This window comes from Dietzia papillomatosis NBRC 105045 (assembly GCF_001570845.1).
Lineage (GTDB): Bacteria > Actinomycetota > Actinomycetes > Mycobacteriales > Mycobacteriaceae > Dietzia > Dietzia cinnamea.
Map to the genome: position 1 here is coordinate 35,968 of NZ_BCSL01000017.1, position 22,754 is coordinate 58,721.

At 72.4% G+C, this 22,754-nt stretch carries 24 protein-coding genes; 9 read left to right on the forward strand and 15 right to left on the reverse strand.

Features of this window, described 5'->3' with window-relative positions; genetic code table 11:
• Positions 1 to 62: 62 nt before the first annotated feature.
• From DPA01S_RS07865 to DPA01S_RS07880, 4 genes are read right to left on the reverse strand one after another with little or no spacing between them, the layout of a single operon-like run.
• Positions 63 to 1,358: an MFS transporter gene (locus tag DPA01S_RS07865; RefSeq protein WP_061915243.1), complete on the reverse strand. Its 1,296-nt coding sequence runs from the start codon at positions 1,356 to 1,358 to the stop codon at positions 63 to 65.
• Positions 1,355 to 2,245, reverse strand: coding sequence for a TIGR02569 family protein (locus DPA01S_RS07870; protein WP_063935684.1), 891 nt, complete (start codon positions 2,243 to 2,245; stop codon positions 1,355 to 1,357). The genes DPA01S_RS07865 and DPA01S_RS07870 overlap by 4 nt, the downstream gene beginning before the upstream one ends.
• A gap of 26 nt (positions 2,246 to 2,271) precedes the next feature.
• Positions 2,272 to 3,519, reverse strand: a complete 1,248-nt coding sequence (moeB, locus tag DPA01S_RS07875; protein ID WP_061915286.1) for a molybdopterin-synthase adenylyltransferase MoeB — start codon at positions 3,517 to 3,519, stop codon at positions 2,272 to 2,274.
• Positions 3,516 to 4,526: a DUF3152 domain-containing protein gene (locus DPA01S_RS07880; RefSeq protein ID WP_083961812.1), complete on the reverse strand. Its 1,011-nt coding sequence runs from the start codon at positions 4,524 to 4,526 to the stop codon at positions 3,516 to 3,518. The genes moeB and DPA01S_RS07880 overlap by 4 nt, the downstream gene beginning before the upstream one ends.
• A 163-nt stretch (positions 4,527 to 4,689) precedes the next feature.
• On the opposite strand from DPA01S_RS07880, the gene DPA01S_RS07885 reads away from it, so the two are divergent.
• Complete coding sequence (locus tag DPA01S_RS07885) at positions 4,690 to 5,349, forward strand: TetR/AcrR family transcriptional regulator (RefSeq protein WP_061228030.1); 660 nt, start codon at positions 4,690 to 4,692, stop codon at positions 5,347 to 5,349.
• A 77-nt stretch (positions 5,350 to 5,426) separates the two neighbouring features.
• Here the strand turns inward: DPA01S_RS07885 and DPA01S_RS07890 are convergent, their stop codons facing one another.
• Positions 5,427 to 5,654, reverse strand: a complete 228-nt coding sequence (locus tag DPA01S_RS07890) for a DUF3107 domain-containing protein (protein ID WP_061228031.1) — start codon at positions 5,652 to 5,654, stop codon at positions 5,427 to 5,429.
• Between the two features lie 217 nt (positions 5,655 to 5,871).
• Here DPA01S_RS07890 and DPA01S_RS07895 point away from each other — a divergent pair, with 217 nt between their 5' ends.
• Complete coding sequence (locus DPA01S_RS07895; RefSeq protein ID WP_061915291.1) at positions 5,872 to 7,485, forward strand: DEAD/DEAH box helicase; 1,614 nt, start codon at positions 5,872 to 5,874, stop codon at positions 7,483 to 7,485.
• A 29-nt stretch (positions 7,486 to 7,514) separates the two neighbouring features.
• Positions 7,515 to 8,858: an Rv3212 family protein gene (locus DPA01S_RS07900; protein WP_061915248.1), complete on the forward strand. Its 1,344-nt coding sequence runs from the start codon at positions 7,515 to 7,517 to the stop codon at positions 8,856 to 8,858.
• Between the two features lie 25 nt (positions 8,859 to 8,883).
• Here DPA01S_RS07900 and DPA01S_RS07905 read toward each other — a convergent pair whose 3' ends face one another.
• On the reverse strand, positions 8,884 to 9,312 hold the full coding sequence (locus DPA01S_RS07905; RefSeq protein WP_153038751.1) for a hypothetical protein: 429 nt from the start codon (positions 9,310 to 9,312) through the stop codon (positions 8,884 to 8,886).
• Between the two features lie 386 nt (positions 9,313 to 9,698).
• On the opposite strand from DPA01S_RS07905, the gene DPA01S_RS07910 reads away from it, so the two are divergent.
• Positions 9,699 to 9,947, forward strand: coding sequence for a WhiB family transcriptional regulator (locus DPA01S_RS07910; RefSeq protein ID WP_007630625.1), 249 nt, complete (start codon positions 9,699 to 9,701; stop codon positions 9,945 to 9,947).
• A gap of 78 nt (positions 9,948 to 10,025) precedes the next feature.
• Here the strand turns inward: DPA01S_RS07910 and DPA01S_RS07915 are convergent, their stop codons facing one another.
• Positions 10,026 to 10,241, reverse strand: coding sequence for a biotin/lipoyl-binding carrier protein (locus tag DPA01S_RS07915; RefSeq protein WP_061915251.1), 216 nt, complete (start codon positions 10,239 to 10,241; stop codon positions 10,026 to 10,028).
• Between the two features lie 104 nt (positions 10,242 to 10,345).
• Here DPA01S_RS07915 and DPA01S_RS17660 point away from each other — a divergent pair, with 104 nt between their 5' ends.
• On the forward strand, positions 10,346 to 10,420 hold the full coding sequence (locus DPA01S_RS17660; protein ID WP_370650909.1) for a 50S ribosomal protein bL37: 75 nt from the start codon (positions 10,346 to 10,348) through the stop codon (positions 10,418 to 10,420).
• A gap of 98 nt (positions 10,421 to 10,518) precedes the next feature.
• Here the strand turns inward: DPA01S_RS17660 and DPA01S_RS07920 are convergent, their stop codons facing one another.
• Both DPA01S_RS07920 and DPA01S_RS07925 read right to left on the reverse strand, forming a co-directional pair.
• Entirely contained in the window at positions 10,519 to 10,845 is a 327-nt protein-coding gene (locus DPA01S_RS07920; RefSeq protein WP_061228034.1) for a zf-HC2 domain-containing protein, read from the reverse strand.
• Positions 10,845 to 11,522, reverse strand: coding sequence for a sigma-70 family RNA polymerase sigma factor (locus DPA01S_RS07925; protein WP_061228035.1), 678 nt, complete (start codon positions 11,520 to 11,522; stop codon positions 10,845 to 10,847). Before DPA01S_RS07925 ends, DPA01S_RS07920 begins: the two co-directional genes overlap by 1 nt.
• Positions 11,523 to 11,627: 105 nt before the next feature.
• On the opposite strand from DPA01S_RS07925, the gene DPA01S_RS07930 reads away from it, so the two are divergent.
• Positions 11,628 to 12,182 carry an aminoacyl-tRNA deacylase gene (locus DPA01S_RS07930; protein WP_061915254.1) on the forward strand — a complete coding sequence of 185 codons (555 nt, stop codon included), beginning with the start codon at positions 11,628 to 11,630 and terminating at the stop codon, positions 12,180 to 12,182.
• On the opposite strand, the gene DPA01S_RS07935 is transcribed toward DPA01S_RS07930, so the two are convergent.
• Positions 12,179 to 12,982 carry an SOS response-associated peptidase gene (locus DPA01S_RS07935; RefSeq protein ID WP_061228036.1) on the reverse strand — a complete coding sequence of 268 codons (804 nt, stop codon included), beginning with the start codon at positions 12,980 to 12,982 and terminating at the stop codon, positions 12,179 to 12,181. The genes DPA01S_RS07930 and DPA01S_RS07935 overlap by 4 nt on opposite strands.
• A 40-nt stretch (positions 12,983 to 13,022) precedes the next feature.
• Here DPA01S_RS07935 and aroA point away from each other — a divergent pair, with 40 nt between their 5' ends.
• On the forward strand, positions 13,023 to 14,342 hold the full coding sequence (gene aroA / locus DPA01S_RS07940; RefSeq protein ID WP_061228037.1) for a 3-phosphoshikimate 1-carboxyvinyltransferase: 1,320 nt from the start codon (positions 13,023 to 13,025) through the stop codon (positions 14,340 to 14,342).
• A gap of 9 nt (positions 14,343 to 14,351) precedes the next feature.
• A complete protein-coding gene (gene rsgA, locus DPA01S_RS07945; RefSeq protein ID WP_061915257.1) occupies positions 14,352 to 15,401 on the forward strand; it encodes a ribosome small subunit-dependent GTPase A in 1,050 nt (349 codons plus the stop codon).
• A 61-nt stretch (positions 15,402 to 15,462) separates the two neighbouring features.
• On the opposite strand, the gene DPA01S_RS07950 is transcribed toward rsgA, so the two are convergent.
• From DPA01S_RS07950 to DPA01S_RS07965, 4 genes are all read right to left on the reverse strand, one after another.
• Complete coding sequence (locus tag DPA01S_RS07950) at positions 15,463 to 16,581, reverse strand: ferredoxin reductase (protein WP_061915259.1); 1,119 nt, start codon at positions 16,579 to 16,581, stop codon at positions 15,463 to 15,465.
• A gap of 108 nt (positions 16,582 to 16,689) precedes the next feature.
• The gene (locus tag DPA01S_RS07955) at positions 16,690 to 17,211 is read right to left on the reverse strand and encodes a DUF6912 family protein (RefSeq protein WP_007630255.1); all 522 of its coding nucleotides are present in this window, start codon (positions 17,209 to 17,211) and stop codon (positions 16,690 to 16,692) included.
• Positions 17,212 to 17,276: 65 nt separating this feature from the next.
• Positions 17,277 to 18,674 (reverse strand): wax ester/triacylglycerol synthase family O-acyltransferase, encoded by a 1,398-nt coding sequence (locus DPA01S_RS07960; RefSeq protein ID WP_007630257.1) that lies wholly within the window; start codon positions 18,672 to 18,674, stop codon positions 17,277 to 17,279.
• A 4-nt stretch (positions 18,675 to 18,678) separates the two neighbouring features.
• Positions 18,679 to 19,089 (reverse strand): HAD family hydrolase, encoded by a 411-nt coding sequence (locus tag DPA01S_RS07965; protein ID WP_061228039.1) that lies wholly within the window; start codon positions 19,087 to 19,089, stop codon positions 18,679 to 18,681.
• A 128-nt stretch (positions 19,090 to 19,217) separates the two neighbouring features.
• Between DPA01S_RS07965 and DPA01S_RS07970 the strand changes: the two genes are divergently transcribed.
• Positions 19,218 to 19,784 carry an Rv3235 family protein gene (locus DPA01S_RS07970; RefSeq protein ID WP_232303065.1) on the forward strand — a complete coding sequence of 189 codons (567 nt, stop codon included), beginning with the start codon at positions 19,218 to 19,220 and terminating at the stop codon, positions 19,782 to 19,784.
• Positions 19,785 to 19,815: 31 nt separating this feature from the next.
• Here the strand turns inward: DPA01S_RS07970 and secA are convergent, their stop codons facing one another.
• On the reverse strand, positions 19,816 to 22,593 hold the full coding sequence (gene secA / locus DPA01S_RS07975) for a preprotein translocase subunit SecA (protein WP_061228040.1): 2,778 nt from the start codon (positions 22,591 to 22,593) through the stop codon (positions 19,816 to 19,818).
• Between the last annotated feature and the right edge of the window lie 161 nt (positions 22,594 to 22,754).

The window sequence follows — 22,754 nt, forward strand, 5'->3', positions numbered from 1 at the left end:
ACCACACGACTCCGACATCGCACCCCCGCCCGGAGTGACCGGTCCGGTACGACGGCCGACCGTCAGCGGAGGGTGTCCTCGAGCATGTTCGGCCGGCACGCGGTCCGCGACACGATCAGCATGAGGAGCAGCACGACGGTGAGGAACGCCAGCCCGGACGCCAGCCCGGGACCGTCGAACAGCACCCCGAACACGATGGGCCCGAGGCACGCGGCCGTGTACCCGACGCCCTGGGAGAAGCCGGACAGCGCGGCCGAGCCGGCCTGGGTGCGGGTGCGGAGGTTGATCAGGGTCAGGCAGAGCGGGAACGTGCTGGGCCCCACGCCGAGGAGGCAGATCCACAGCCACGGGGCGAGGTCGGGCGCCCAGAGCAGGCCGGCGAAGGCCCCCAGGTAGGACACGACGGAGACGACGACGACGGCGTACGGGTCCTCGAACCGGCCCGCGATGTAGGGGACGGCCAGCGCGGCGACGAGTCCGATCGCCGAGTACACCGCCAGGGCGAGGCCGCCCTCGGCGCGTGTCATGCCGATCGATTCCGCCACGGCCGGGAGCCACGTGAAGAACGCGTACGTGCACAGGGAATTCGTGCCGAAGAACAGGGCGAGCGCCACGCCGACGGGCGAGCGCCACGGGCGGATGCGGCGCGCCGGCGCGGTCGCGGTCGCCGCCCCGACGCCGCCCCCCGCGGACGCCTCGCCGGTGGCGGGCCGGGGATCGCCGGTCGGTGCGCCGGTGGCGGGCGCGCCGGCGTCGGTCGGTGTGCCCGGGCGCAGGATCTCGACGACCCACGGCACGGCAGCGATGACCGCCAGCACCGCCCACCAGCCGATGGAGACCCGCCACCCGGCGGCCTCCTCGACGGGCACGGCCGCGAGCGCCGGCACCACCGTGCCCAGCTGCAGTCCGGTGATGTAGGCCATGCTCACGGCCGCCACGTGCCGGGGGAAGTACTTCTTGACCAGGGGCGGGGCGACGACGTTGCCGATGCCCATCCCGGCCAGGGCGACGAGCGACCCCGCGCCCATCAGCCACGGGTCGTGCGCGAGGGCGCGGATCACCTGCCCCACCGCGGCGGCGATCATCGCCAGCACGGTGAGCACCTCGAGGCCCACCCGCCTGAGGACCATCGGCGTGAGCACACCCCAGACCGCGAACATGAGGGTGGGGATCATCCCGAGCAGGCCCATGCCGGCGGCACCGAGGCCGATCTCGGCGTCGATCACCCCGAGCAGCGGGCTGAGCGAGGTGACGGCGGTGCGCAGGTTCAGCGAGACGAGGACGACGCCGACGAACGCGACGAGCGGGAACGTGACGGCGCCACGGCGGGATCCAGCCCGCGGGGAGCGGGCGTTCACGCGGCGGTGTCCGCCACGAACTCGCCGACCTGCCGGGCCATGGCCTGGAGCCCGTCCATCGCCGCGGGCCTCGATCCCGGGTGCAGCGCGTGCACCGCGAGACGGAAGACCGCCGCCCGCAGGACCATCTGGGGCCAGTGCTCGAGGTGCCGCCACCGTGTGAGGACGCCGGCGTCGACCGTTCCCCAGGATAGGTGGTCCACGGCGACGACCGCCGCCGACCACGACGCCGGCCGTGCGTAGGGCACGACGTCGGACAGCGCCGGCTCGGCGGAGGCGTCGAAGAGCAGGCCCCGGGCGAGGTCACCGTGCACCACGCCCGCGCCGGGGACCGTGACCGGGCGCCGGTGCCGGATGAGTCCGGTGGCCCCGAGCAGGGCGGCCGCGCGATGCGTGGCGAAGGGGGTGCCCCGGTCCTCCATCCCGGGCGCCAGATCGTGTTCGGGATCGCCGTCCCAGGCGGCGGCCTCGGCGAACGAGAACAGGTCGGTCTCGGACCACGGTCGCGTGGCGGGCCGACGAACCAGCCGGGGTCGCTCGACCTCGGTGAGGGCGGCGTTGATCCTGGCCGACCACGCGATGGTCTCGTCCGCCCGTGCCTCGGGCCGACCGGACACGGCCCGGTCGGCGCGCCACCCGCTGACAACGTGCCGGCCGTCGCGCGACCGCACCGGCAGCGAGACACGCAGCCCGGTCACGTCGAGCTCCTCCCGCACCCGGGCGGACCAGTTGGCCAGTGCCGTGTCCGCGACGGGGCGCAGCACCACGGCGCCGCCCGGCGCGGGGATCAGCCAGCCCGTGCCGGAACCGGCGACCACGGGGGAGGCCGTGCCGTCCGCCACGCCGAAGGCGCCGCGGACGTGCTCGGGGACGGTCACGTCGTTCACGCCGACCACGGTACCCACCCCGGTCGTCAGTACCCGGGCAGGGACGGGTCCACGTCGCGTGTCCACGCTTCGATGCCGCCCGCGAGCGACCGGACGCCGGGGAAACCGGCGGCGGACAGGGTCGCCGCCGCACGCGCCGACCGGACCCCGGACTTGCAGTACACGACCAGCGGACCGCGCTCGGCCGCCCGGCCGAGGACGCCCGTCGGGTCCCCGGCGACCTCGGCGACCGAGTCCAGCGGCACCCACACGGACGGGTCGATCCTCGCGATCGACCTCTCGCCGGCGCCACGGACGTCCACCAGGACCGGGGCCGGCGCGTCGGGACGCCCGGGCGACCCTGTCGGGCCCGACGCGGCCAGCTCCGCCGCGAGGTCGGTCGCGGATACGGTCGGCACCTCCGGCAGCCCGGGATCCGGGAGCTCGCAGGAGACGTCCCCGGCGCCGTCCGGCAGCTCGGTGACCGGCTCGCGCGACGGGTCCGGGCGGACCGTGACCGTCCGGTTGGTGGACTCGAGCAGGTCCATGAGGACGAGACGACCGAGCAGGGGCCGCCCCGCCCCGGTGACGAGCTTGACGGCTTCCATCGCCATCATCGACCCGACCGTGCCGCAGAGCGCACCCACGACCCCGGCCTCGGCGCAGCTGGGCACCGAGCCCGCGGGCGGCGGCGCCGGGTACAGGTCCCGCAGGGTCACCGCCTCGGCCGGTGCGGGCGGGCGGGACCAGAACACGGCGAGCTGTGCCCGGAACCGGTCGATCGTCCCCCAGATGAGCGGGATCCCGGCGATCTCGCACGCGTCGGAGACCAGGTAGCGGGTCGCGAAGTTGTCACTGCCGTCGATCACCAGGTGGTGTCCCTCGAGCAGAGAGCCGATGTTCAGCGCGTCCAGCCTGGCGTGCACCGCGTCGACCCGGACCTCCGGGGCCAACTCGGCCAGCCGGTCCCGCGCCGAGTCCACCTTCGGCCGGCCGACCGCCGCCACGGAGTGGATCACCTGCCGGTGCAGGTTGCCGAGGTCCACCTCGTCGTCGTCGACGACCGTGATCCGCCCGACGCCGGCCGCGGCGAGGTACATGAGCACCGGCGCGCCCAGGCCACCCGCGCCCACGACGAACACCGACGCGGCGCGCAGACGCCGCTGCCCCTCGTCGCCGATCGCCCCGAGCAACAGGTGCCGCGAGTACCGCGCCCTCTCCTCCGCGCTCAGCTCGGACACCGGGTCCACCAGCGGCGGCAGCGACCGGTCCGCCGACCCGCCCACGCCGCTCATCCCGCCACCGGCGCGCCGTCGGGGAACGGCCACGCGTTGTACCGGCACGTGTCGTCGTTGTCCGGGACCACGCCCTCGGGATCCAACCGGTGGATCTCCCTGTTGTTCACCCCGAACGTCTGCTGCATCATGATCGGCGCCAGGGCGCCGTCCGCGGGGCACGGCTCGTGCGCCGGGAAGCCGATCGCGTGCCCGACCTCGTGATTGACGAGGTACTGCCGGTAGGAGCCGATGTCGCCCTCGAACGACCGCGCGCCCCGCACCCAGCGCGCGAGGTTGAGGTACACGCGCCCCGTCGCCGAGTTGTAGCAGCTCGCCTCGAGCTCGATGTCGTACCCGCAGTTCTCGCGGACCGTCATGGGGCTGGTCAGCGAGACGCGGAACGCGGGCTCGCCGCGGGTGATGCGCTGGAAGGCGACGGCCCCGTCGGCCGTCCAGCTCTTCGGGTTGGCCAGGGTCGCGTCGATCATCCGGGCGACCGAGTCGTCCCCGCCGAAGTCGACCGTGTCGATCCCGTCCTCGACCTCCACCGTGTAGGTGAACTGCTCCGCCGTCGGCCGCCCGACCGGGTCGGTCCCGCCGGGCACGAGCCGGAACTCCCCACCGGCCGCCTCGACGAACGGGCCGCCCTCGGGCAGCTCGCCGCTGGGCGGCACCTCGCCGGCCGCGGGCGCACCGACGATCGCCGGCGTCTCCCGGGCCCGCACGGCCCCGTCGTCCGGCTGCGCGTCCGGCGAGACGACGGCGTCGGCGATGACGAGCGCGGTGAGCACCACGAGCACCGGGATCGCGTACGCGCGCCAGCCCCACGTGGCGAAGAACCGCCCGACCGGCGTCTGCTTGCGCAGGTGGTCCCGGGACCCGGGCACCGACCGGCGGCGCCCCGGGGTCGACTCCTCCGGGTCCCACGGCGCGCGCAGCGGCTCACCGTGTGGCGGGTAGTACGGTGCCCGCTGACGCGCGCCGGGTTCCGCACCGGCCGGCGTCCGACGACGGCCGTCGCTCATCCGTACACCTCCACGTCCGCTGACGATCGGCCACTGCCGATCACGGTCTCCACGATCCCACATACCGGGTGAGGCGCGTCCCGCCGCACTCCACAGGTGCAGGTATTGTCCGTCTGACCCGGTCGGCTGTCGACTCTCGCCCGGGCGGAGAAGGAGCCACCAGATGACGAGCCCGGACGGACCGGCCCCGGCCGCCCCGGGACGCGCCCGAGCGGCCCGGCTCCCCCGCGGCGCGCGGCGAAGCCAGCTGATCGACGCCGCCGGAACGGTGTTCGTCGAGCAGGGCTTCCACGCCTCCGGGATGGACGACATCGCCGTCCTCGCCGGGGTGTCCAAACCGGTGCTGTACCAGCACTTCGACTCCAAGCGGGACCTGTACATCGAGGTCCTGCGCCACCACGTGGACGCGCTGCTCGGCCGGATCCGGGCCGCGCTCGACTCGACCTCCGACAACCGCCGCCGCGTCGAGGCGGCCGTCGACACGTTCTTCGCCTACGCCGACAACGACACCCGGGGCTTCCGACTGGTCTTCTACTCGGAGTCCGGGGACGAGGACGTCCGCCGCGAACTCGACCGGGCCACCGAGGGGTGCATCGACGCGGTGCACGACCTGGTGCGGGGGGACTCCGGCCTCGACGTGCACCGATCGCGCCTGCTCGCCGTCGGGCTGGTCGGCGCCAGCCGGGTCAGCGCCGGCCACTGGCTCGACGCCGGTCGGCCGATCCCACGCGAGGACGCGGTCTCGACCACGGTCACCCTGTGCTGGGGCGGCCTGTCGAAGATCCCGCGCCACGGCGGTGACCGGCCCGCACCCGAGGCCTGACCCCGAGCCGCGCGCGGCCCGCCCGCCCGGGAGCGCGGACGCTCGGCGGACGGTCGGCGGACGGACGGTCGCCGGCGTCAGGACAAAAAGCCCACCGGTCGCCGGGCGGACTCGCCGATCTCCACATACGCCACCCGGTCGGTCGACACAAGGTAGCGACGGCCCTTCTCGTCCTCGAGCTCGAGGATCCCCTTGGCGTCCGCGGTCAGGGCCGCCTCGACGCGCTTGTGCACGTCGTCGGGCTCCATCCCGGTCTTGAACACGAGCTCACGGTTGCTGTCGGCGATGCCGATCTTGACCTCCACGGTGCCTGCCCTTCTCGTCGTAGGCGCATGTCACGCCGTCATCGATGATGCGTGCGACCCAGGCTAGCCCGAGCCCCGCCCGGGGCGGCGGCACGGGATAGGATGGGCGCACGTGGACCACTCTCCGCGCCCGGCCACACCGGCGTCGGGTACGGCGGGTCCCGTGGAAATGTGCGCGCGCCCCGCTCGCGAGGCCGAACTCCGACGGCCCGACACCATCCGCGCGCGAGACGAGAAAGGCACCGCCCTGTCCACCACAGATGTCACCACAGAAGACGTAGACGGCATGGCCACGACGACCGCGGTCGTCGACGCCCCGTCCTCCGACTCCTCCCCCAGCTTCGCCGAGCTCGGCGTCCGACCCGAGATCGTCACCGCCCTCGCCGAGCGCGGCATCACCCACACGTTCGCCATCCAGGAACTCACCCTGCCGCTCGCCCTGGCCGGCTCGGACCTCATCGGTCAGGCCCGCACCGGGATGGGCAAGACCTACGGGTTCGGCGTGCCGCTCCTGCACCGCATCTCCACCGGCGAGGCCACCCGTGAGCTCGACGGCACGCCCCGCGCGCTGGTGATCGTGCCCACCCGCGAGCTGTGCATCCAGGTCACCCAGGACCTCAAGATCGCCGCCACCGGGCTCACCGCGTCCACCGATTCGGGCACCCGCCCCCTCAAGGTCCTCGCGATCTACGGCGGCACCCCGTACGAGCAGCAGACCGAGGCTCTCGAAAAGGGCGTCGACGTGGTCGTGGGCACCCCCGGGCGCCTGCTCGACCTGGCCAACCAGTCCAAGCTCGTGCTCGGCAAGGTCGAGGCCCTGGTCTTGGACGAGGCCGACGAGATGCTCGACCTGGGCTTCCTGCCGGACATCGAGAAGCTGCTGCGTATGGTGCCCGAGAAGCGGCAGACCATGCTCTTCTCCGCCACCATGCCGGGGCCGATCATCACCCTGGCCCGCACGTTCCTCACCAAGCCCACGCACATCCGCGCCGAGGCCGCCGACTCCGGCGCGACCCACGAGAACACGACCCAGCACGTCTACCGGGCACACTCGCTGGACAAGCCCGAGGTCGTGGCGCGCATCCTGCAGGCCGAGGGCCGCGGGGCCACCATGATCTTCTGCCGCACCAAGCGCACCGCCCAGAAGCTCGCCGACGACCTCGCCGAGCGCGGCTTCCGCGTGGGCGCGATCCACGGCGACCTCGGACAGGGTGCGCGCGAGAAATCGCTCAAAGCGTTCCGCACCGGTGACGTCGACGTCCTCGTCGCCACCGACGTCGCGGCCCGCGGCATCGACGTCGACGACGTCACCCACGTCATCAACTACCAGTGCCCCGAGGACGAGAAGACCTACGTCCACCGCATCGGCCGCACCGGCCGCGCGGGGCGCACCGGCGTCGCGGTCACGCTCGTCGACTGGGACGACCTGCCCCGGTGGGGACTGATCGACAAGGCCCTCGGGCTGGACTTCGGCGAGCCGGCGGAGACCTACTCCACCTCCGCCCACCTGCGGAGCGACCTCGGGATCCCCGAGAGCGCCGGAGGGCGGATCGGCGCCCCCACCGGCACCGGGTCCGGCCGCCGCACCGAGGACCGTGGCACGCGCGGGTCCGGCCGCGAGTCGGGCTCCGGATCGCGGCCCGCGCGCCGGCGCACCCGCGGCGGCAGGTCCGGAGAGGACGGGCCCTCGACGCCGGCCCCCGCCGCCGACTCCCCCACCGCGTCCGGTGACGCGGACTCCCCCGCCCCCTCGGGGGACGCCCCCGCGCGGCGCCGCCGTCGCCGTCGCCGGCCCTCGTCGTCGTCGCCGGATCAGGACGGCCGGGACTGACCCGCCCGTCCGCACCACGTAGGCCACACGTGCGCGCATCCGACGACGCCCCCGCCGGCCGCCGCCGGCCGCGCCGGGGCGTGCCCTCCGAACGCCGGACCCGGCGCGACCTGGTCACCGCGGCCGTCATCACCGTCGCCATGGCGGTGGCGGCCGGGGTCGTCCTCCTCACCGGGAGCGCCGCCCGCTCGGACTTCTCCGCCGCCGACGCCGGGCAGCCCGTCTACGGACCCGCCACCGCGCCCCCCACGTCGCTCCGGGCCCTGTGGTCGCACCCGTCGGCGGATTCGGGCGCGCCCCTGACCACCAAGGGCAACCTCGTCACCGTCACCGACGACGGCACGCTCGTCGGCCGGGACGCCGGCTCCGGAGAGCAGGCGTGGTCCTACTCCCACGCCGGGCCCCTCTGCGCGGCGACGTTCTACGCCGACATCCTCGCCGCCGCCTTCGACGGCGCGGCCGGGTGCAGCGACGTCACCGCGCTCGACCCGACCAGCCAGCAATACAGCAGTACCCGCCAGAGCGCCTTCCCCGACACCATGCAACTCACCTCGACCTGGCGGCACGCCCTCGCGTCCAGCCCCGAACGGCTCGAGATCTGGCGCGACGACCTCGTCCGCACCGTCGAGTACGGGGCCGTCGCGGCGCCGCAGGAGGCGGGCATGCAGCCGCGCACCGGCTGCACCCTCGGGACCGCCGACCTCACGGACGAGCGCTTCGCCGTGGCCGAACGCTGCCCCGGCGACGACTCCGCCCGGCTGACCCTGTCCGAGACGGTGCCCGAGGACAGTCGCAAGCCCGAGGAGATCGCCTCCGACACCACGGGCGCCGACGGGCTGTGGATCATCGACGTCAGCGACGACGGCGTCCTCGCCCTCACGGATCGGGGCGGCGCCTGGGCGGTCGAGTGGTTCACCAGCCCCCGCGACTACGCCCCGGTCCTGCCGCTGCCAGCCGAGCCCGCCGTCAAGCCCGACCCGCGGACCGTGGCCCGCGACGACACGCAGGCGCGCTGGTTCGACGGCACCGGCACACACGCCTTCTCCGCCGTCACCGGCGCGCACTCCTGGACGACCCCGGTGACCACCGGACCCGGCCTGACCGGGGGCTGGTCGCCCGACCCCGACGTCGCCACCGCGCGCGACTGGGTCCTGATGCCCGTCGCCGGTGGCTTCCGCGTCCTCGAGCACGACACGGGGGCCGGGACCGCGGAGGTGCCCATCACGCCCGGTGAGGGCGCGGGCGGAGAACCCTCTGTCGGGGGCGGACCCCCTGCCGGGGGCGGGGAGGACGTGACCGGCCTGTCCCAGATCGGCGACATCCTCTACGAGCGCCGGGACGGCGCGGTCCACGCCTACAAGATGCTGGCCTGACTCCGGGCGGGTCGCGCCGGGAGGGTCACACGGCGTACCACTCGACCGCGTCGCGTCGGAAGAGCGACACCAGCGCCGTCGCGCACATCACCGCCAGGACGATGCCGGCGAGGTACTGATCCGAGCCCACCCCGACGTACCAGGCGACGAACAGCAGCAGGAGCTCGGCGATCACGACGAGCCCACGGCCCCATCGCCGGCCGCGGAGCAACCCGACCCCCGCGGCCAACAACCCGCCGCCGAGGATCGCGAACCACACCGCGGTGCCGTAGCCGCTGATGACGACGGTCTCCTCGCGGTGTCCGCCCAACGCTCGGACGAACAGCACCACGGCCACACCGACACCGATCAGTCCCTGGGCCGAGGAGATCCACCCGGCGAGGCGGACCGGCGTGGGGATCGCCGTTCGGGGATCGGCCTGAACACCACGGTCATCTGGTCGTCTCACGTTCACCTCTCCAGATTAAGCGGGCCCCGCCACGCCACTGAAACCACCAGACGGACCGCGGTCTGATTAGGCCATCACCACCTCTGGTGTGCGGTTTTCCGGCGATTTGACAAGCCGCGTGACGTTTACCACATAGGCCAAAAACGTATTGACTTGTCATGAAATCGTGGGACGATCATTTGTAACAGCGCAGACACACCGTGTTTGCCTCGCCTTAACCGGGAGCCCCTCCGACAGGAGCGAGCCCGCGGAAAGGGTACAGATCCCCCAACACCCGCCGGGTGCCATCGAACACGCACGTCCGTCCGTGGACTCTACATGTCCACGCGTCGGTGGCGGTTGGTCGTGCTGCCCGGCGCACCCGATCACGGTCTCACATCAAAGGAGTTCCCATGGACTGGCGCCACAAGGCCATCTGCCGCGACGAGGATCCCGAGCTGTTCTTCCCCGTCGGTAATTCCGGGCCCGCCCTCGCGCAGATCGCCGAGGCGAAGATCGTCTGCAACCGCTGCCCCGTCACCGCCGAGTGCCTGTCCTGGGCACTCGAGTCCGGCCAGGACGCAGGCGTCTGGGGCGGCATGAGCGAGGACGAGCGTCGTGCCCTCAAGCGTCGCCGCGCCCGCACCCGCACCGCCGTCTGACACGGACCACATACGCCGAAGGCCGGCCCCCTCCCCCACGGGGACGGGCCGGCCTTCGGCGTGAGAGCATCCGCCCCGTCAGTCGATGACCGCGATGAGGTCACCCGCCTGGATGACGTCCCCCGGCTTCACCGCGACCTCGGTCACGCTGCCGGAGGTCTCACACAGCACCGGGATCTCCATCTTCATCGACTCGAGGAGCACGATCGTGTCGCCCTCGGCGACCTCGGTACCGACCGCCGCGACGACCTCCATGACGTTCGCGACCATCTCGGCACGGACCTGTTCAGCCATACGGATTGTTCCTCTACTTCCTCGAAGGCGGCCCCCGGACACCTCCAATGCAACCACACGGGCCCGCGCATGGAAGACTTGTACACCGACGAAAGGAGGCGACCATGGGCAAGCGTGGCCGCAAGAGGCGGGATCGCCGCAAGAAGAACGCTAACCACGGCAAGCGTCCGAACAGCTGAGTTCAGGAACGCACGAACGACGAAGGGGCGGGCACCGAACAGGTGCCCGCCCCTTCGTCTGTGTCCGGCGCGGCCGTGACGTCGACCGCCCGGCCGGTCTAGGTGAGGTCGCGCCGCTCCACCGTCGTGCGCTGGTGCACCACGGTCGTGCCGTCGACGTCCGTCGTGGTCACCGTCGTACGCCGGATCTCCACCATGAGACGCTCCCGCAGGCCCGACGGCGCCTTCTCGCAACACGAACTCGAGAGCTTGGCCTTGAGACGCCGCTCCGACAGGAACATCTCCCGGCAGTCCGGGCAGCCGGCGAGATGGTGCTCGAGGCGCGAACGGCAAGCGTCGTCGCATTCGAGATCCACGAGCAGTGAGAGGTCGCGCATCGCGGCGCGACAGTCGATCTCGTCGAGGCGCGGATCGTGCTCCTTCATCACTTCGCCCCCTCCTCACGGTCACGGCCGAAGCCGCGCTCGGTGGCCACGTCGCGCAGGAGTTCCCGCAACTGCTTGCGGCCGCGGTGTAGACGCGACATCACGGTCCCCAGGGGGGTGTCCATGATCTCGGCGATCTCCTTGTACGGCAGGTCCTGGACGTCGGCGTAGTAGACCGCCATCCGGAACTCCTCGGGGAGCTCGGCCAGCGCCGCACGGATCTCGTCGTCCGGCAGCAGCTCCATGGCCTCGACCTCCGCCGAACGCAGCCCCGTCGAGGTGTGCTCGGCCGCCGCGGCGAGCTGCCAGTCGGTGATCTCGTCGGTCGGGTACTGCGCGGGCTGCCGCTGCCGCTTGCGGTAGTGGTTGATGTAAGCGTTGGTGAGGATGCGGTGCATCCAGGCCCGGAAGTTGGTCCCCGGCTTGAACGAGTGGAACCCGGCGAACGCCTTGGCGTAGGCCTCCTGCACCAGGTCCTCGGCATCGGCGGGATTCCTGGTCATCCGCAAGGCGGCGCCGTACAGCTGGTCGAGCAGTGGCATGGCCAGCTCCTCGAACTGCTCGGCGCGCTGGTCGGCCTCGTCGGGCTGCAACTCGGTCGGCAACCGGAACTCCTCACCTGTCGATGTCCCGGAGTCTAACCGCACATCCGGGGCGTCGAGGACCGCGGTCCGCATCGCACCCTCCTTCCCGTCCCCGGACCATCCCGGGGCACTCGCCCAGGAACAACGCGGGCCGCCGCACCCGTATTCCGGAGCGTGAGGGAACTACGCTGGTCGACCGTGGGCAGGAAGAGCGGTCGCGGTGCCGCGGCGGGTGGACGCGGCGGTGCCGCGGCGACCCCCGCGATCGCCGCGCTGCGGGCCGCCGGGGTCGCCCACGAGGTCCACATCTACGACGCGAGCGGCGAGACCGCATACGGCGACGAGGCCGCCCGCGTGATGGGCGAGCGCCTGGGGGTGGATGCCGACCGGGTGTTCAAGACCCTGGTCCTGGCGACAGCGCGTCCGCCGGCGGGTTCCCGCGTCGCGCTGGCGGTGGCGGTGCTGCCGGTGACCTCTTCGCTCGACCTCAAGGCCGCGGCCGCCGCCCTCGGGTGCGGCAGGGCCACGCTCGCGCCGGTCGACGTCGCAGAGAAGACCACCGGCTACGTGGTGGGTGGCGTCTCCCCCATCGGCCAGAAGCGTCCCCTGGCCACGGTGGTCGACGCCTCCGCGCTCGGTCACCGCACGGTCCTGTGCAGCGCCGGGCGGCGCGGCTGGGAGATCGAACTCGACCCCGCGGAGCTGGTCCGGCTCACCGGCGCGGTGACGGCCCCGGTCACGACGTCCCGCTAGAACAACATCCCCTCGGTGGGGTCGACGGGCCGGACGAGCTCCGGCCCCTCGTTGCGGACGTTCGACACCGCCCGGGAGACCGGGCGGATCTCGACGGACTCCGCCCACTCCCCGAGATCCCCGCCCGCGCCGTCGACCAGCGCGCGGGGGTCGCCGATCACGGCGGGATCGAGCCAGTCCGCCACCAGGTCCGGGTGGACGGCCAGCGGCATCCGGTCGTGGACGCGCCGGAGCGGGCCCAGCGCCTCGGTGGTGAGGATCGTGCACGACAACTGGGAGACGGACGGGTCGACCGGGTCGCGCCGCGCCTCCCACAGTCCGGCCATCAACAGGCCGCGGTCGCCCGGCAGGCTCATGAAGTACGGCTGCTTGGGCCCCGCCTTAGCACCCGGGGAGGCGGGGTCACCGGGCACCCACTCGTACCAGCCGTCCATCGGCACCACGCAGTGCCGGCGGGCGACGGCGGCGCGGAACGCCGGCTTGGAGGCCGCGGTCTCCACGCGGGCGTTGAACAGAGTGGGCAGGCGCTGGGACTCCTTGGTCCACGACGGGACCAGCCCCCACCGCATGGCCCGGAGCACCCGTCGCGGGGCGGCGGGGCCGACGGCCTCGTCGAGGCTCTCGCGCGGCACGTCCAGCGTGAGGACCGGGACGGTGGTGGTGGGCGCGATGTTGAACCGCGGCGTCGGCGGCGCGGTGTCCGGGTGAAGGCCGACGGGCGGGGCGGACGCCTCGTCGACCGCGTCCAGTTCCAGCGCGAGCTGCGCCGGGGCGGAAGAGAGCGAGAACCGTCCACACATGCCGACATCCTCGCACCCGAGTCCGCCGGGAGCGCCCGCGATGGGCGACAATGGCCGGGTGAGTCATTGGAGCGCCCCCGTCGCCGCAGCCCCCGTGGACGCCGACGTCGTAGTCCCCGGATCCAAGTCGCTGACCAACCGCGCCCTCCCCCTCGCCGCCCTGGCCGACGGCCCCTCCCGCCTGACCGGCACCCTGCGCAGCCGGGACACCGACCTCATGATCGGCGCCCTGCGGTCCCTGGGCGCCCGGATCGAGGGCCCCGCCGGCGATCTCCGCCCCGACGACACCGACCTGCTCATCACCCCGGGGCCGCTGCGCGGCGGGGAGATCGAGTGCGGGCTGGCCGGGACGGTCATGCGCTTCGTCCCGCCGATCGCCGCTCTCGCCACCGGCCCCTCGACCTTCGACGGCGACCCCGCCGCGAGGATCCGCCCGCAGTCCACGGTGCTCGACGCGCTGCGGGCCCTCGGAGCCGAGATCGACGGCGAGCGCCTGCCCTTCACCGTCTCGGGCGCTGGGTCTCTGCGCGGGGGCCGCGTCGAGATGGACGCCTCGGCCTCCTCGCAGTTCGTCTCCGGCCTCCTGCTCTCGGCCGCCCGCTTCGACGAGGGCGTCGACCTCGTCCACGTGGGGGCCTCGCCCGTCCCGTCCGGACCGCACATCGAGATGACACTGGCGATGCTCCGCGAGTCCGGCGTCACCGTCGAACAGCCGACCCCGTCGTCATGGCGGGTCGCCCCCGGCCCGATCGCGGCCGTCGACCGTGTCGTCGAGCCCGACCTGTCCAACGCCACCCCGTTCCTGGCCGCCGCGGCGGTCACCGGCGGAACCGTCCGCGTCCCGCACTGGCCCGCCACCACGACCCAGCCCGGCGACGCCATCCGCGACATCCTGCGGGCCATGGGCGCGTCCGTGACCCTCGAGATCGCCGACGGTGCGGACCACGGCACCCTCGTCGTCGTCGGCCCCTCCCGCCTCTCCCCCGTCGACCGGGACCTGTCCGCCGTCGGCGAGCTCACCCCCACCGTCGCCGCGCTGTGCGCCCTGGCCGACGGCCCGTCGCGCCTCACGGGGATCGCGCACCTGCGCGGCCACGAGACCGACCGCCTCGCCGCGCTGGCCGCCGAGCTGGGCGCCGTCGGTTGCGGCGTCACCGAGCTCGACGACGGCCTCGAGATCTCCCCCGCGCCCCTGCGCGGCGCCCCGTGGCGCGCCTACGCCGACCACCGCATGGCCACCGCCGGCGCCATCGTCGGACTGGTCGTGCCGGGTGTCGAGGTCGACGACATCGGGTGCACCTCCAAGACCCTGCCCGGCTTCACCACCCTGTGGGCCGACATGCTCGCCGGACGGGGCTGACGGACCGCCATGCCGAGCGGACGGGGCGCGGGCGGCGCACGCGGGTGGGACGAATCCGACGTCCGGATCAGGCCCGGCAAGGGGTCGCGCCCGCGCACCAAGCGCCGGCCCAGCCACGACGACGCGGCCGCCGCGATGGTCGTCGCCGTCGACCGCGGCCGGTGGGGGTGCGTGCTGCTCGACGACGGACCCGGGCACAGCGCCGGAACCCGCGTCGTCGCCATGCGTGCGCGCGAACTGGGCCGCACGCCCGTGGTGGTGGGTGACCGTGTGGGCGTGGTCGGTGACCTGTCCGGCGCGCGCGACACCCTCACCCGCATCGTGCGCGTCGAGGACCGCTCCACCGTGTTGCGTCGCACCGCCGACGACTCCGACCCCTACGAGCGCGTCGTGGTGGCCAACGCCGAACTGCTGCTCATCGTGGTCGCCGTGGCCGACCCGCCGCCCCGCGCCGGATTCGTCGCCCGCGCGCTCGTGGCCGCCTACACCGGCGGGCTGGAACCGGTCCTGTGCCTGACCAAGGGCGACCTCGACGACCCGTCCGCGTTCGCCGCCGAGTTCGCCGCCCTCGACGTGCCGGTCCTGCGGGTGGGGGTCGACGACGAGCTGGACGATCTCCACGCCGTGATCGACGGCCGGATCTCCGCGATGATCGGGCACTCCGGGGTCGGGAAATCGACCCTGGTCAACCGCCTGGTCCCCGATGCGGACAGGGCGACGGGCGTGGTCTCCGGCGTCGGGAAGGGCCGGCACACGTCCACCCAGTCGGTCGCGCTCGAACTGGCCGCCGGCGGCTGGGTGGTGGACACGCCGGGCATCCGCAGTTTCGGACTGGCGCACGTCTCGCCCGACGACGTGGTGGCCGCGTTCTCCGACCTCGACGAGATCGCGGCGGACTGCCCGCGCGGGTGCACCCACCAGGGACCGCCGGCCGACCCCGAGTGCGCGTTCGACGCCATCGACGATCCGGCCGTGCACCGACGGGCGATGGCCGTGCGCGAGCTGCTCGGGGCGCTGCAGTCCAACGACCCCTGGGCGCTGGGACTGGACCAGGACTGACGCGCCGCCACGGGCACGCGGGCGGCGGGCGGCGCGGGCCCGCGGCGGGCGCCGGGCGGCGTCAGAGCTTGAGCTCGACGTCCCCCAGCGCGACCGACACGCACGTCTGGATCCGCTCGCCCGGGCCGTGATCGGTGCCGTTGCGCAGGTCACGCACGTGCCCCTCGTCCAGGCCCACGACGCAGGTCTGGCAGATGCCCATGCGACACCCGAACGGCATCTGCACGCCGACGCTCTCCCCGCCCTCGAGGATCGTCGTGGCCCCGTCGAGTTCGACGGTCTTGCCGGTGGAGCCGTACTTGACCGTCCCGCCCGACGCGCCGGCGTTGCGGTCCACGGTGAACCTCTCGACGTGCAGGTCGTCGCGCCCCGAGGCCTCGAAGTGCTCGGTCAGTTCGTCGAGCATCGCCGACGGACCGCAGGCCCACGTGGGCCGCTCGGACCAGTCCGGCACCAGCGCCGCCATCTGCTCGGCGTTGATGCGGCCCTCCTCGCTGGTCGCCCGCAGGTGGAGGGTGTACCCGGGCTGGGTGCGCTCCAACGCGAGCAGCTCGTCGTGGAACAGCGCGTCCTCACGGTCGCGGATGGAGTGGACGTGGACCACGTCGGGGAACCGCTCGTCGGCCGAGCGCCGGTCAAGGGACCGCAGCATGCCCATCACGGGCGTGATGCCCGACCCGGCGGTGACGAACATCAGCTTGTCCGGAGTCGGGGAGGGCAGGTGGAAGTCACCTGCCGGGGCCTGCAACCGGACGATGGTGCCCGGCTCGACGGTGCCGACGATGTGATTGCTCAGCAGGCCCTCCGGCATCGCCTTGACGGTCACCGAGTACTCGCCACGACCGCTCGTGGGCGCCGAGGTCAACGAGTACGACCGCCACGTCCAACGGCCGTTGAGCAGCACACCGATCCCCAGATACTGGCCCGGGCGGTACTCCGGGGTGGCGCCCCACCCCGGCTTGATGACGAGCGTCACCGCGTCGTCGGCCTCGCGACGCACGGAGACGATCTCGCCGCGCAGCTCCCGCGCGGACCACAGTGGGTAGATGAGCGACGAGTAGTCGTCCATGCGCAGTGGGTGCGTCAGACGGTTGAGGAACCGACGCGCGCCCCGGGGCTCGGGGACCCGCGCGGCCGCCGCCCGCATGATGCGACTGAGCCCGCTCTTCGACTCGGACATTGGTGCCTCCTCGCGTCCGGCCACCCGCGGCCCGGGGATCGGACCGACGCTGCCAGAAGATGAACCTACGGTAGCGTAGGTAAGCCGTCGACGCCCATACCGTCGCCCTCAGAGCAGGGTGAGCAGGAACGGCAGTTCCACGGCGTCGTACCACGCCAGATCCACGTCGAGGGCGTCCCCCACGGTGAGCTCCGCGTCCTCGTCCCCGAGATCGGCCCGATCGACCGCCTCGACGGCGTCTCGCACCAGGTCGACCGCTCCCGCGAGGTCCACGTGCACGGCCGCGATGTCGGCCATCGCGACCGTCCCACCGGTCAGGCGCACGACGGCCGTGTCGAGATCCGGGCGCGGCGTGACCTGCTCATCCGGCACGTCCGCGCTCACCACGACACGCCGGTACGGGTGGGCCTCGTGCGCCGTCCCCGAGTCGAGCTCGCCGCCGAGCAGGCGGAGGGAGGCGCGGGCGGCCTCGAGGAACGCCACGTGCTCGATCTCCTCCATGTCGCCCTCCGCGTACGACTCGATCAGGGCGGGGGTCGCCGCGAACGCGGTCCCGCTCCGCACGGGCATCTCGCCCGCATCCAGCAGGGTCTCGAGCATCGTCAGCGTGGCGGGGATGAACAGTCGCATCGGTGGGCCTTCCTGGGGCGGGTGACGGTTACTGGGGGGGGCGCCGGTGGATCGGCCGGTTCCGGTCAGCCAGCGGAACCGGCGAGCTCGTCCAGGGCCGACGCGATCAGCTCGCCGATCTCCTCGACGTCCGGGACGGCCTGGCGGTCGGAGGTGAAGCCGCAGTACACGGTGCCGGAGTAACTGCTCATGGACACGGCCAGCGCCTGGCCCTCGAGAAGCGCCGGGACGGGGTAGACCTCGACCAGCTCGCCGTCGCCCCAGAACACCTTGTGCTGCGGACCGGGGGCGTTGGTCACCACCAGGTCGTAGCTCTCCGACGGCAACATGATCGCCGCCCGGGACGCCAGCGCGTGCAAGGTGGGCGGGGCGAACCCGGAGAGCCGGGCCAGGGACTTGGCGCCGACCGCCTCCCGCGGGTACCGCTGGGTCGCGGCCTCGCGGGCGATCTGCGCCAACCGCATCCGGGGATTCGGCTCCCCCACCGGCATACCGATGAGCGCCGAGGCGATCTCCGCGGACGTGACGTCACCCGGCGCCTCGGCGCCGTCGGCCTCGGCGGTCACGGCCATCGGGACGATCGCGCGCAGGCTGTCCGATGTCGACAGTGGATGACCGCAGGACAAGATCCACGACCGCAGCGCCCCGCACAGGACAGCGAGCACCACGTCGTTGACCTTGCAGGAGTGCGCCCGGGCGATCTCCCTCGCCTCGGACAACGGGAACGACGCGAGCCCGACCCTGCTGCCCCGGGGGCGCGCGGTGCGGAACATCTCCGACAGACCCCCGCCGGGACGCAACACGGAGAGCGTGGCAGCCCCCACGAGACCACGAGTCGCGCGCTCCAGCGCGTTCGCCAGGCGTCCCGAACGCCGGACCAACTCCAGGGGGTCGGTCGCGATGGTCATGAGCGCGTCCAGCACCAGCACCCCGTCTCCGGGTGACGGCACGGGCGTCCAGGTGGCGACCTCGTCGACATCCGCGGAGACGCGCTCGTCGGTCATGAGCACCTGCGCCAGATCGACGGCGTTGGGCCCGCCCAGCAGGACGTGGTGGGTCTTGGTGAGGATCGCCAACCGGCCGTCGGGCAGGCCCTCGATGAGGTACAGTTCCCACAGCGGACGATCCGCCTCGAGGGGCCTGTCGACCAATCTGGCCACCAGGTCGGCCAGCTGCCGCATCCCGCCCGGCGCCGGCAGCGCCGACCGGCGGACGTGGAAGCTCAGGTCGAAGTCGGGGTCGTCGACCCAGACCGCCCTGGCCAGGCCGAACGGGACCTGGCGGATCCGCTGCCGGTAGCGGGGCGCGTCGGCCAGCCGCGTGTCGACGAATTCCATGACACGGTCGATGTCCCACGGCTCGTCGCGGGCGACCAGGGCCAACGAACACGAGTGCCGGCTCCGGGAACGCGCGGCGTCCCCGAGGAGCAGGTCCGCGTCCGCGGTGGCCAGCCTGGTCGCCACGGCGTCAGACCGCCTCGTCCAACCCGAGCAGACCGCGGATCTCCACGGCCGCCCGATCGAACACCTGGTAGAACACGCCGATCATGCCGGTCTGCACCGCGCCGAGGATGTTCTCGATCGCGTCGTCGACCATCACGCACTCCCTCGGCTCGAGCTCGAGGCGGCGGGCGGCCTCGAGGAAGGCCTCCGGCTCGGGCTTCTCGACGCCGATCGCGCCGCTGAGCACCACGTGGTCGATCCCGTACTCACGGGCGTCCTCGCGGACGCGGTCGGCGCCCGACCCCTCGGGTTCGTTGCTCAGCACGGCGAGGCGCACATCGTTGGCCCTCGCACCGGTCAGGATCGACCGCCAGTTCTCACGGTCCTCGTCCGTGCCGTCCAGCACGCCGAAGTAGTCGACTATCAGTCCACGCATGGGGACAGCCTAGGCAACACCCGTCCGGTGTGCAGTAGGCGAGGTGGAACCACGGCCGCGATCCGCGGCGTCAAGAGGGTAGAGGACGCGAGACCACCGAGGGTCGAGCGCGAGAGGAGCCCAGCCAGATGACACCGACACCCGTATCCGCACCGACGTCCGGCCGGCCGCCGCCGGCCGCCGTGATCGCCGCCGGAGGCGCCGCGGAGACGCACACGGCGGACGGCCGGATCCGACCCCTGCCGCCGACGGAACCCGAACCGGGTTCGCGGGGACGTGAGCGCGAGCGCGTCGTCCAACGCACCCCGGGAACCGCGCCCGCCCCGGACGAGGAGGTACCCGTGCCTGCACGACGGGCCGCCCACGCGCTCGTCGTCATGGCGCTGGAGGTCGTGGATCGTCGGCGCGCGCCGCAGAACACCCGTGGGGCGTTCCCGCCGCATCTCATGGAGATGCTGCGTTCCCTCGCGCGCACCGGTGTACCCGGACAGCACCTGGGGCCCGCCAGACTCCACCGCCTCCACATCCATGCCGCCGGCGCCGTGGCGACGGACGCGGGGCCGGACGGGGACCCCGGGTCCCGGGACTACGAGGTCTGCGCCACGTACGCGCGCGGACCGCGGCTGTTCGCCGTCGCGGCCCGCATCCGGGTGACACCCACGGGGGCCGGCTGCACGGCCCTGCGGTTGGTGTGAGCGCCCCGGCGCGGTGGCCGGGCGGGACCGATCAGTCCCGGCGACCGCGCGAGGCGGTCCGGGCGGCCCGCTCCCGGCGCTCGGCCCGCTGCTGACGCTCCTGCGAGCGGCGCTCGGCCCGGTTGGCGCTGGCGCCCTCGTCGACCATCTGGGCGTCGCCGCTCTCCGACGGGCCGGAGAACTGCATCTGCTCCTCGCTCACGTCCCGGCCGGTGCCGGCCGCCTGGAGGATGGGATTGCCACCCGCCAGCGCCGCGGCCTGCGCGGCCGACGGGCCGGCCATCGCCGCCTGCTGCCGGCCCGCCTGGACCTTGACGTTGAACAGGAACGCCACGGTCTCCTCGCGCACGCCGTCCATCATCGCCGAGAACATGTCGTAGCCCTCGCGCTGGTACTCGACCAACGGGTCGCGCTGGGCCATCGCCCGCAGACCGATGCCCTCCTTGAGGTAGTCCATCTCGTAGAGGTGCTCGCGCCACTTGCGGTCGAGGACCTGCAACATGACCGACCGCTCGAGCTGGCGCATCGCGCCCTCGCCGCCGATCCCCTCGATCTCGGCCTCGCGCTCGTCGTACCGGGCGAAGACGTCGTCGAGGACGGCGTCCTTGAGGTTCTTGGCGGACAGATCGCCGGGAGAGCCGTACTCGTCCCCGTCGATGATCTCCTGCGCGGTGATCGACACGGGGTACAGCTGCCGCAGCGCGTCCCACAGCTTCTCCAGGTCCCAGTCCTCGACGTACCCCTCGGCGGTGGCGCCGTCGACGTAGGCGCTGACCACCTGGTAGATCATCGACTCGACCTGGTCGGTGATGTCCTCGCCCTCGAGGATGCGCTTGCGCTCACGGTAGATGACCGTGCGCTGCTGGTTCATCACCTCGTCGTACTTGAGCACGTCCTTGCGGATCTCGAAGTTCTGCGACTCGACCTGCGTCTGAGCGTTCTTCACGGCGCGCGAGACCATGCCGGCCTCGATGGGCACGTCGTCGGGCAGGCTCAGCCTGTTCATGATCGCCTCGACGGCCGCGCCGTTGAAGCGCCTCATGAGCTCGTCACCCAGCGACAGGTAGAAGCGGGACTCCCCCGGGTCGCCCTGGCGGCCGGAACGACCGCGCAGCTGGTTGTCGATGCGGCGCGAGTCGTGCCGCTCGGTGCCCAGGACGTAGAGGCCACCGGCCTCGCGGACCCGCTCGCCCTCCTCCTTGGTGAGCTTGCGCATCCGCTCGATCTCGGCGTCCCACGCGGCCTCGTACTCCTCCGGGGTGGTCACCGGGTCGAGACCGCGCTCGCGGAGGTTGAGGTCTGCGATGATGTCGGGGTTACCGCCCAGCACGATGTCGGTACCGCGGCCGGCCATGTTGGTGGCGACCGTGACCGCGCCGGGCCGGCCGGCCTGGGCGATGATCTGGGCCTCCTGGGCGTGGAACTTCGCGTTGAGCACGTGGTGCTTGATGCCCTTGCGGGTGAGCAGCCGGGACAGGTGTTCACTGCGCTCGACGGAGGCGGTGCCCACGAGCACCGGCTGCTTCTTCTCGACCCGCTCGGCGATGTCCTCGACCACTGCGGCGAACTTGGCCTCCTCGGTCTTGTAGATGAGGTCGGGCTGGTCCGCGCGGGCCATGGGGCGGTTGGTCGGAATGGGCATGACCTCAAGCTTGTAGATCTGGTACAGCTCGGCCGCCTCCGTCTCGGCGGTGCCGGTCATGCCGGCCAGCTTCTCGTAGAGCCGGAAGTAGTTCTGGAGCGTGATGGTGGCCAGGGTCTGGTTCTCGGCCTTGATCTCCACGCGCTCCTTGGCCTCGATGGCCTGGTGCATGCCCTCGTTGTAGCGGCGACCGTCGAGGACGCGCCCGGTGAACTCGTCGACGATGATGACGTCGCCGTCGCGGACGATGTAGTCCTTGTCCTTGGTGAACAGCTCCTTGGCCTTGATGGAGTTGTTCAGGTAACTCACCAGCGGCGAGTTGGCGGCCTCGTAGAGGTTGTCGATGCCCAGCTGGTCCTCGACGAATTCCACGCCCTGCTCGGTGACGCCGATGGTCCGCTTCTTGCGGTCCACCTCGTAGTGGGTGCCCTCCTCCAACAGCGGGGCGATGCGCGCGAACTCGGCGTACCACTTGCTGGAACCGTCGGCGGGACCGGAGATGATGAGCGGGGTCCGCGCCTCGTCGATGAGGATGGAGTCGACCTCGTCGACGATCGCGTAGTTGTGGCCGCGCTGGACGAGCTGGGCGGTGTCGTGCGCCATGTTGTCGCGCAGGTAGTCGAACCCGAACTCGTTGTTCGTGCCGTAGGTGATGTCGGCGTGGTAGGCCTCGCGCCGCTGGTCGGGCGTCATGCCGCTGAGGATGGCGCCCACGGACAGGCCCAGGAAGCGGTGGACGCGGCCCATCCACTCGGCGTCGCGCTTCGCGAGGTAGTCGTTGACCGTCACCACGTGCACACCCTTGTCGGACAGGGCGTTGAGGTAAGCGGGCAGCACACAGGTCAGGGTCTTGCCCTCGCCGGTCTTCATCTCGGCGACGGACCCGGTGTGCAGCACGATGGCGCCGATGATCTGCACCTTGTACGGCTTCTGCCCGAGGACGCGGTACGCGGCCTCGCGCGCCACGGCGAACGCCTCGGGCAGCAGGTCGTCCAGCGTCTCCCCCTCGGCCACTCGACGCTTGAACTCCCCGGTCTTCGCCCGGAGCTCGTCGTCGGTCAACTTCTCCGTGTCGGCGGAGAGCGAGTCCACGTAGTCGGCGAGAGCGGTGTACTTCTTGAGCTTTCGCCCCTCGCCGGCCCGCAGCAGCTTGGAAAGAATGGACACAGTCTCGAACGTCCTCGTGGTCGGGGAAGTGGTCGTGGTATCTGCGACCTGCGTGGTGGCACGCGGGCCCGGGTTCATCCTAGGTGCTTCGGGCCGTCCTGACACGCCGAGGGCGGTCCGGTCGAGTGGGACCGGACCGCCCTCGGCGGGTGCGGGTGGAG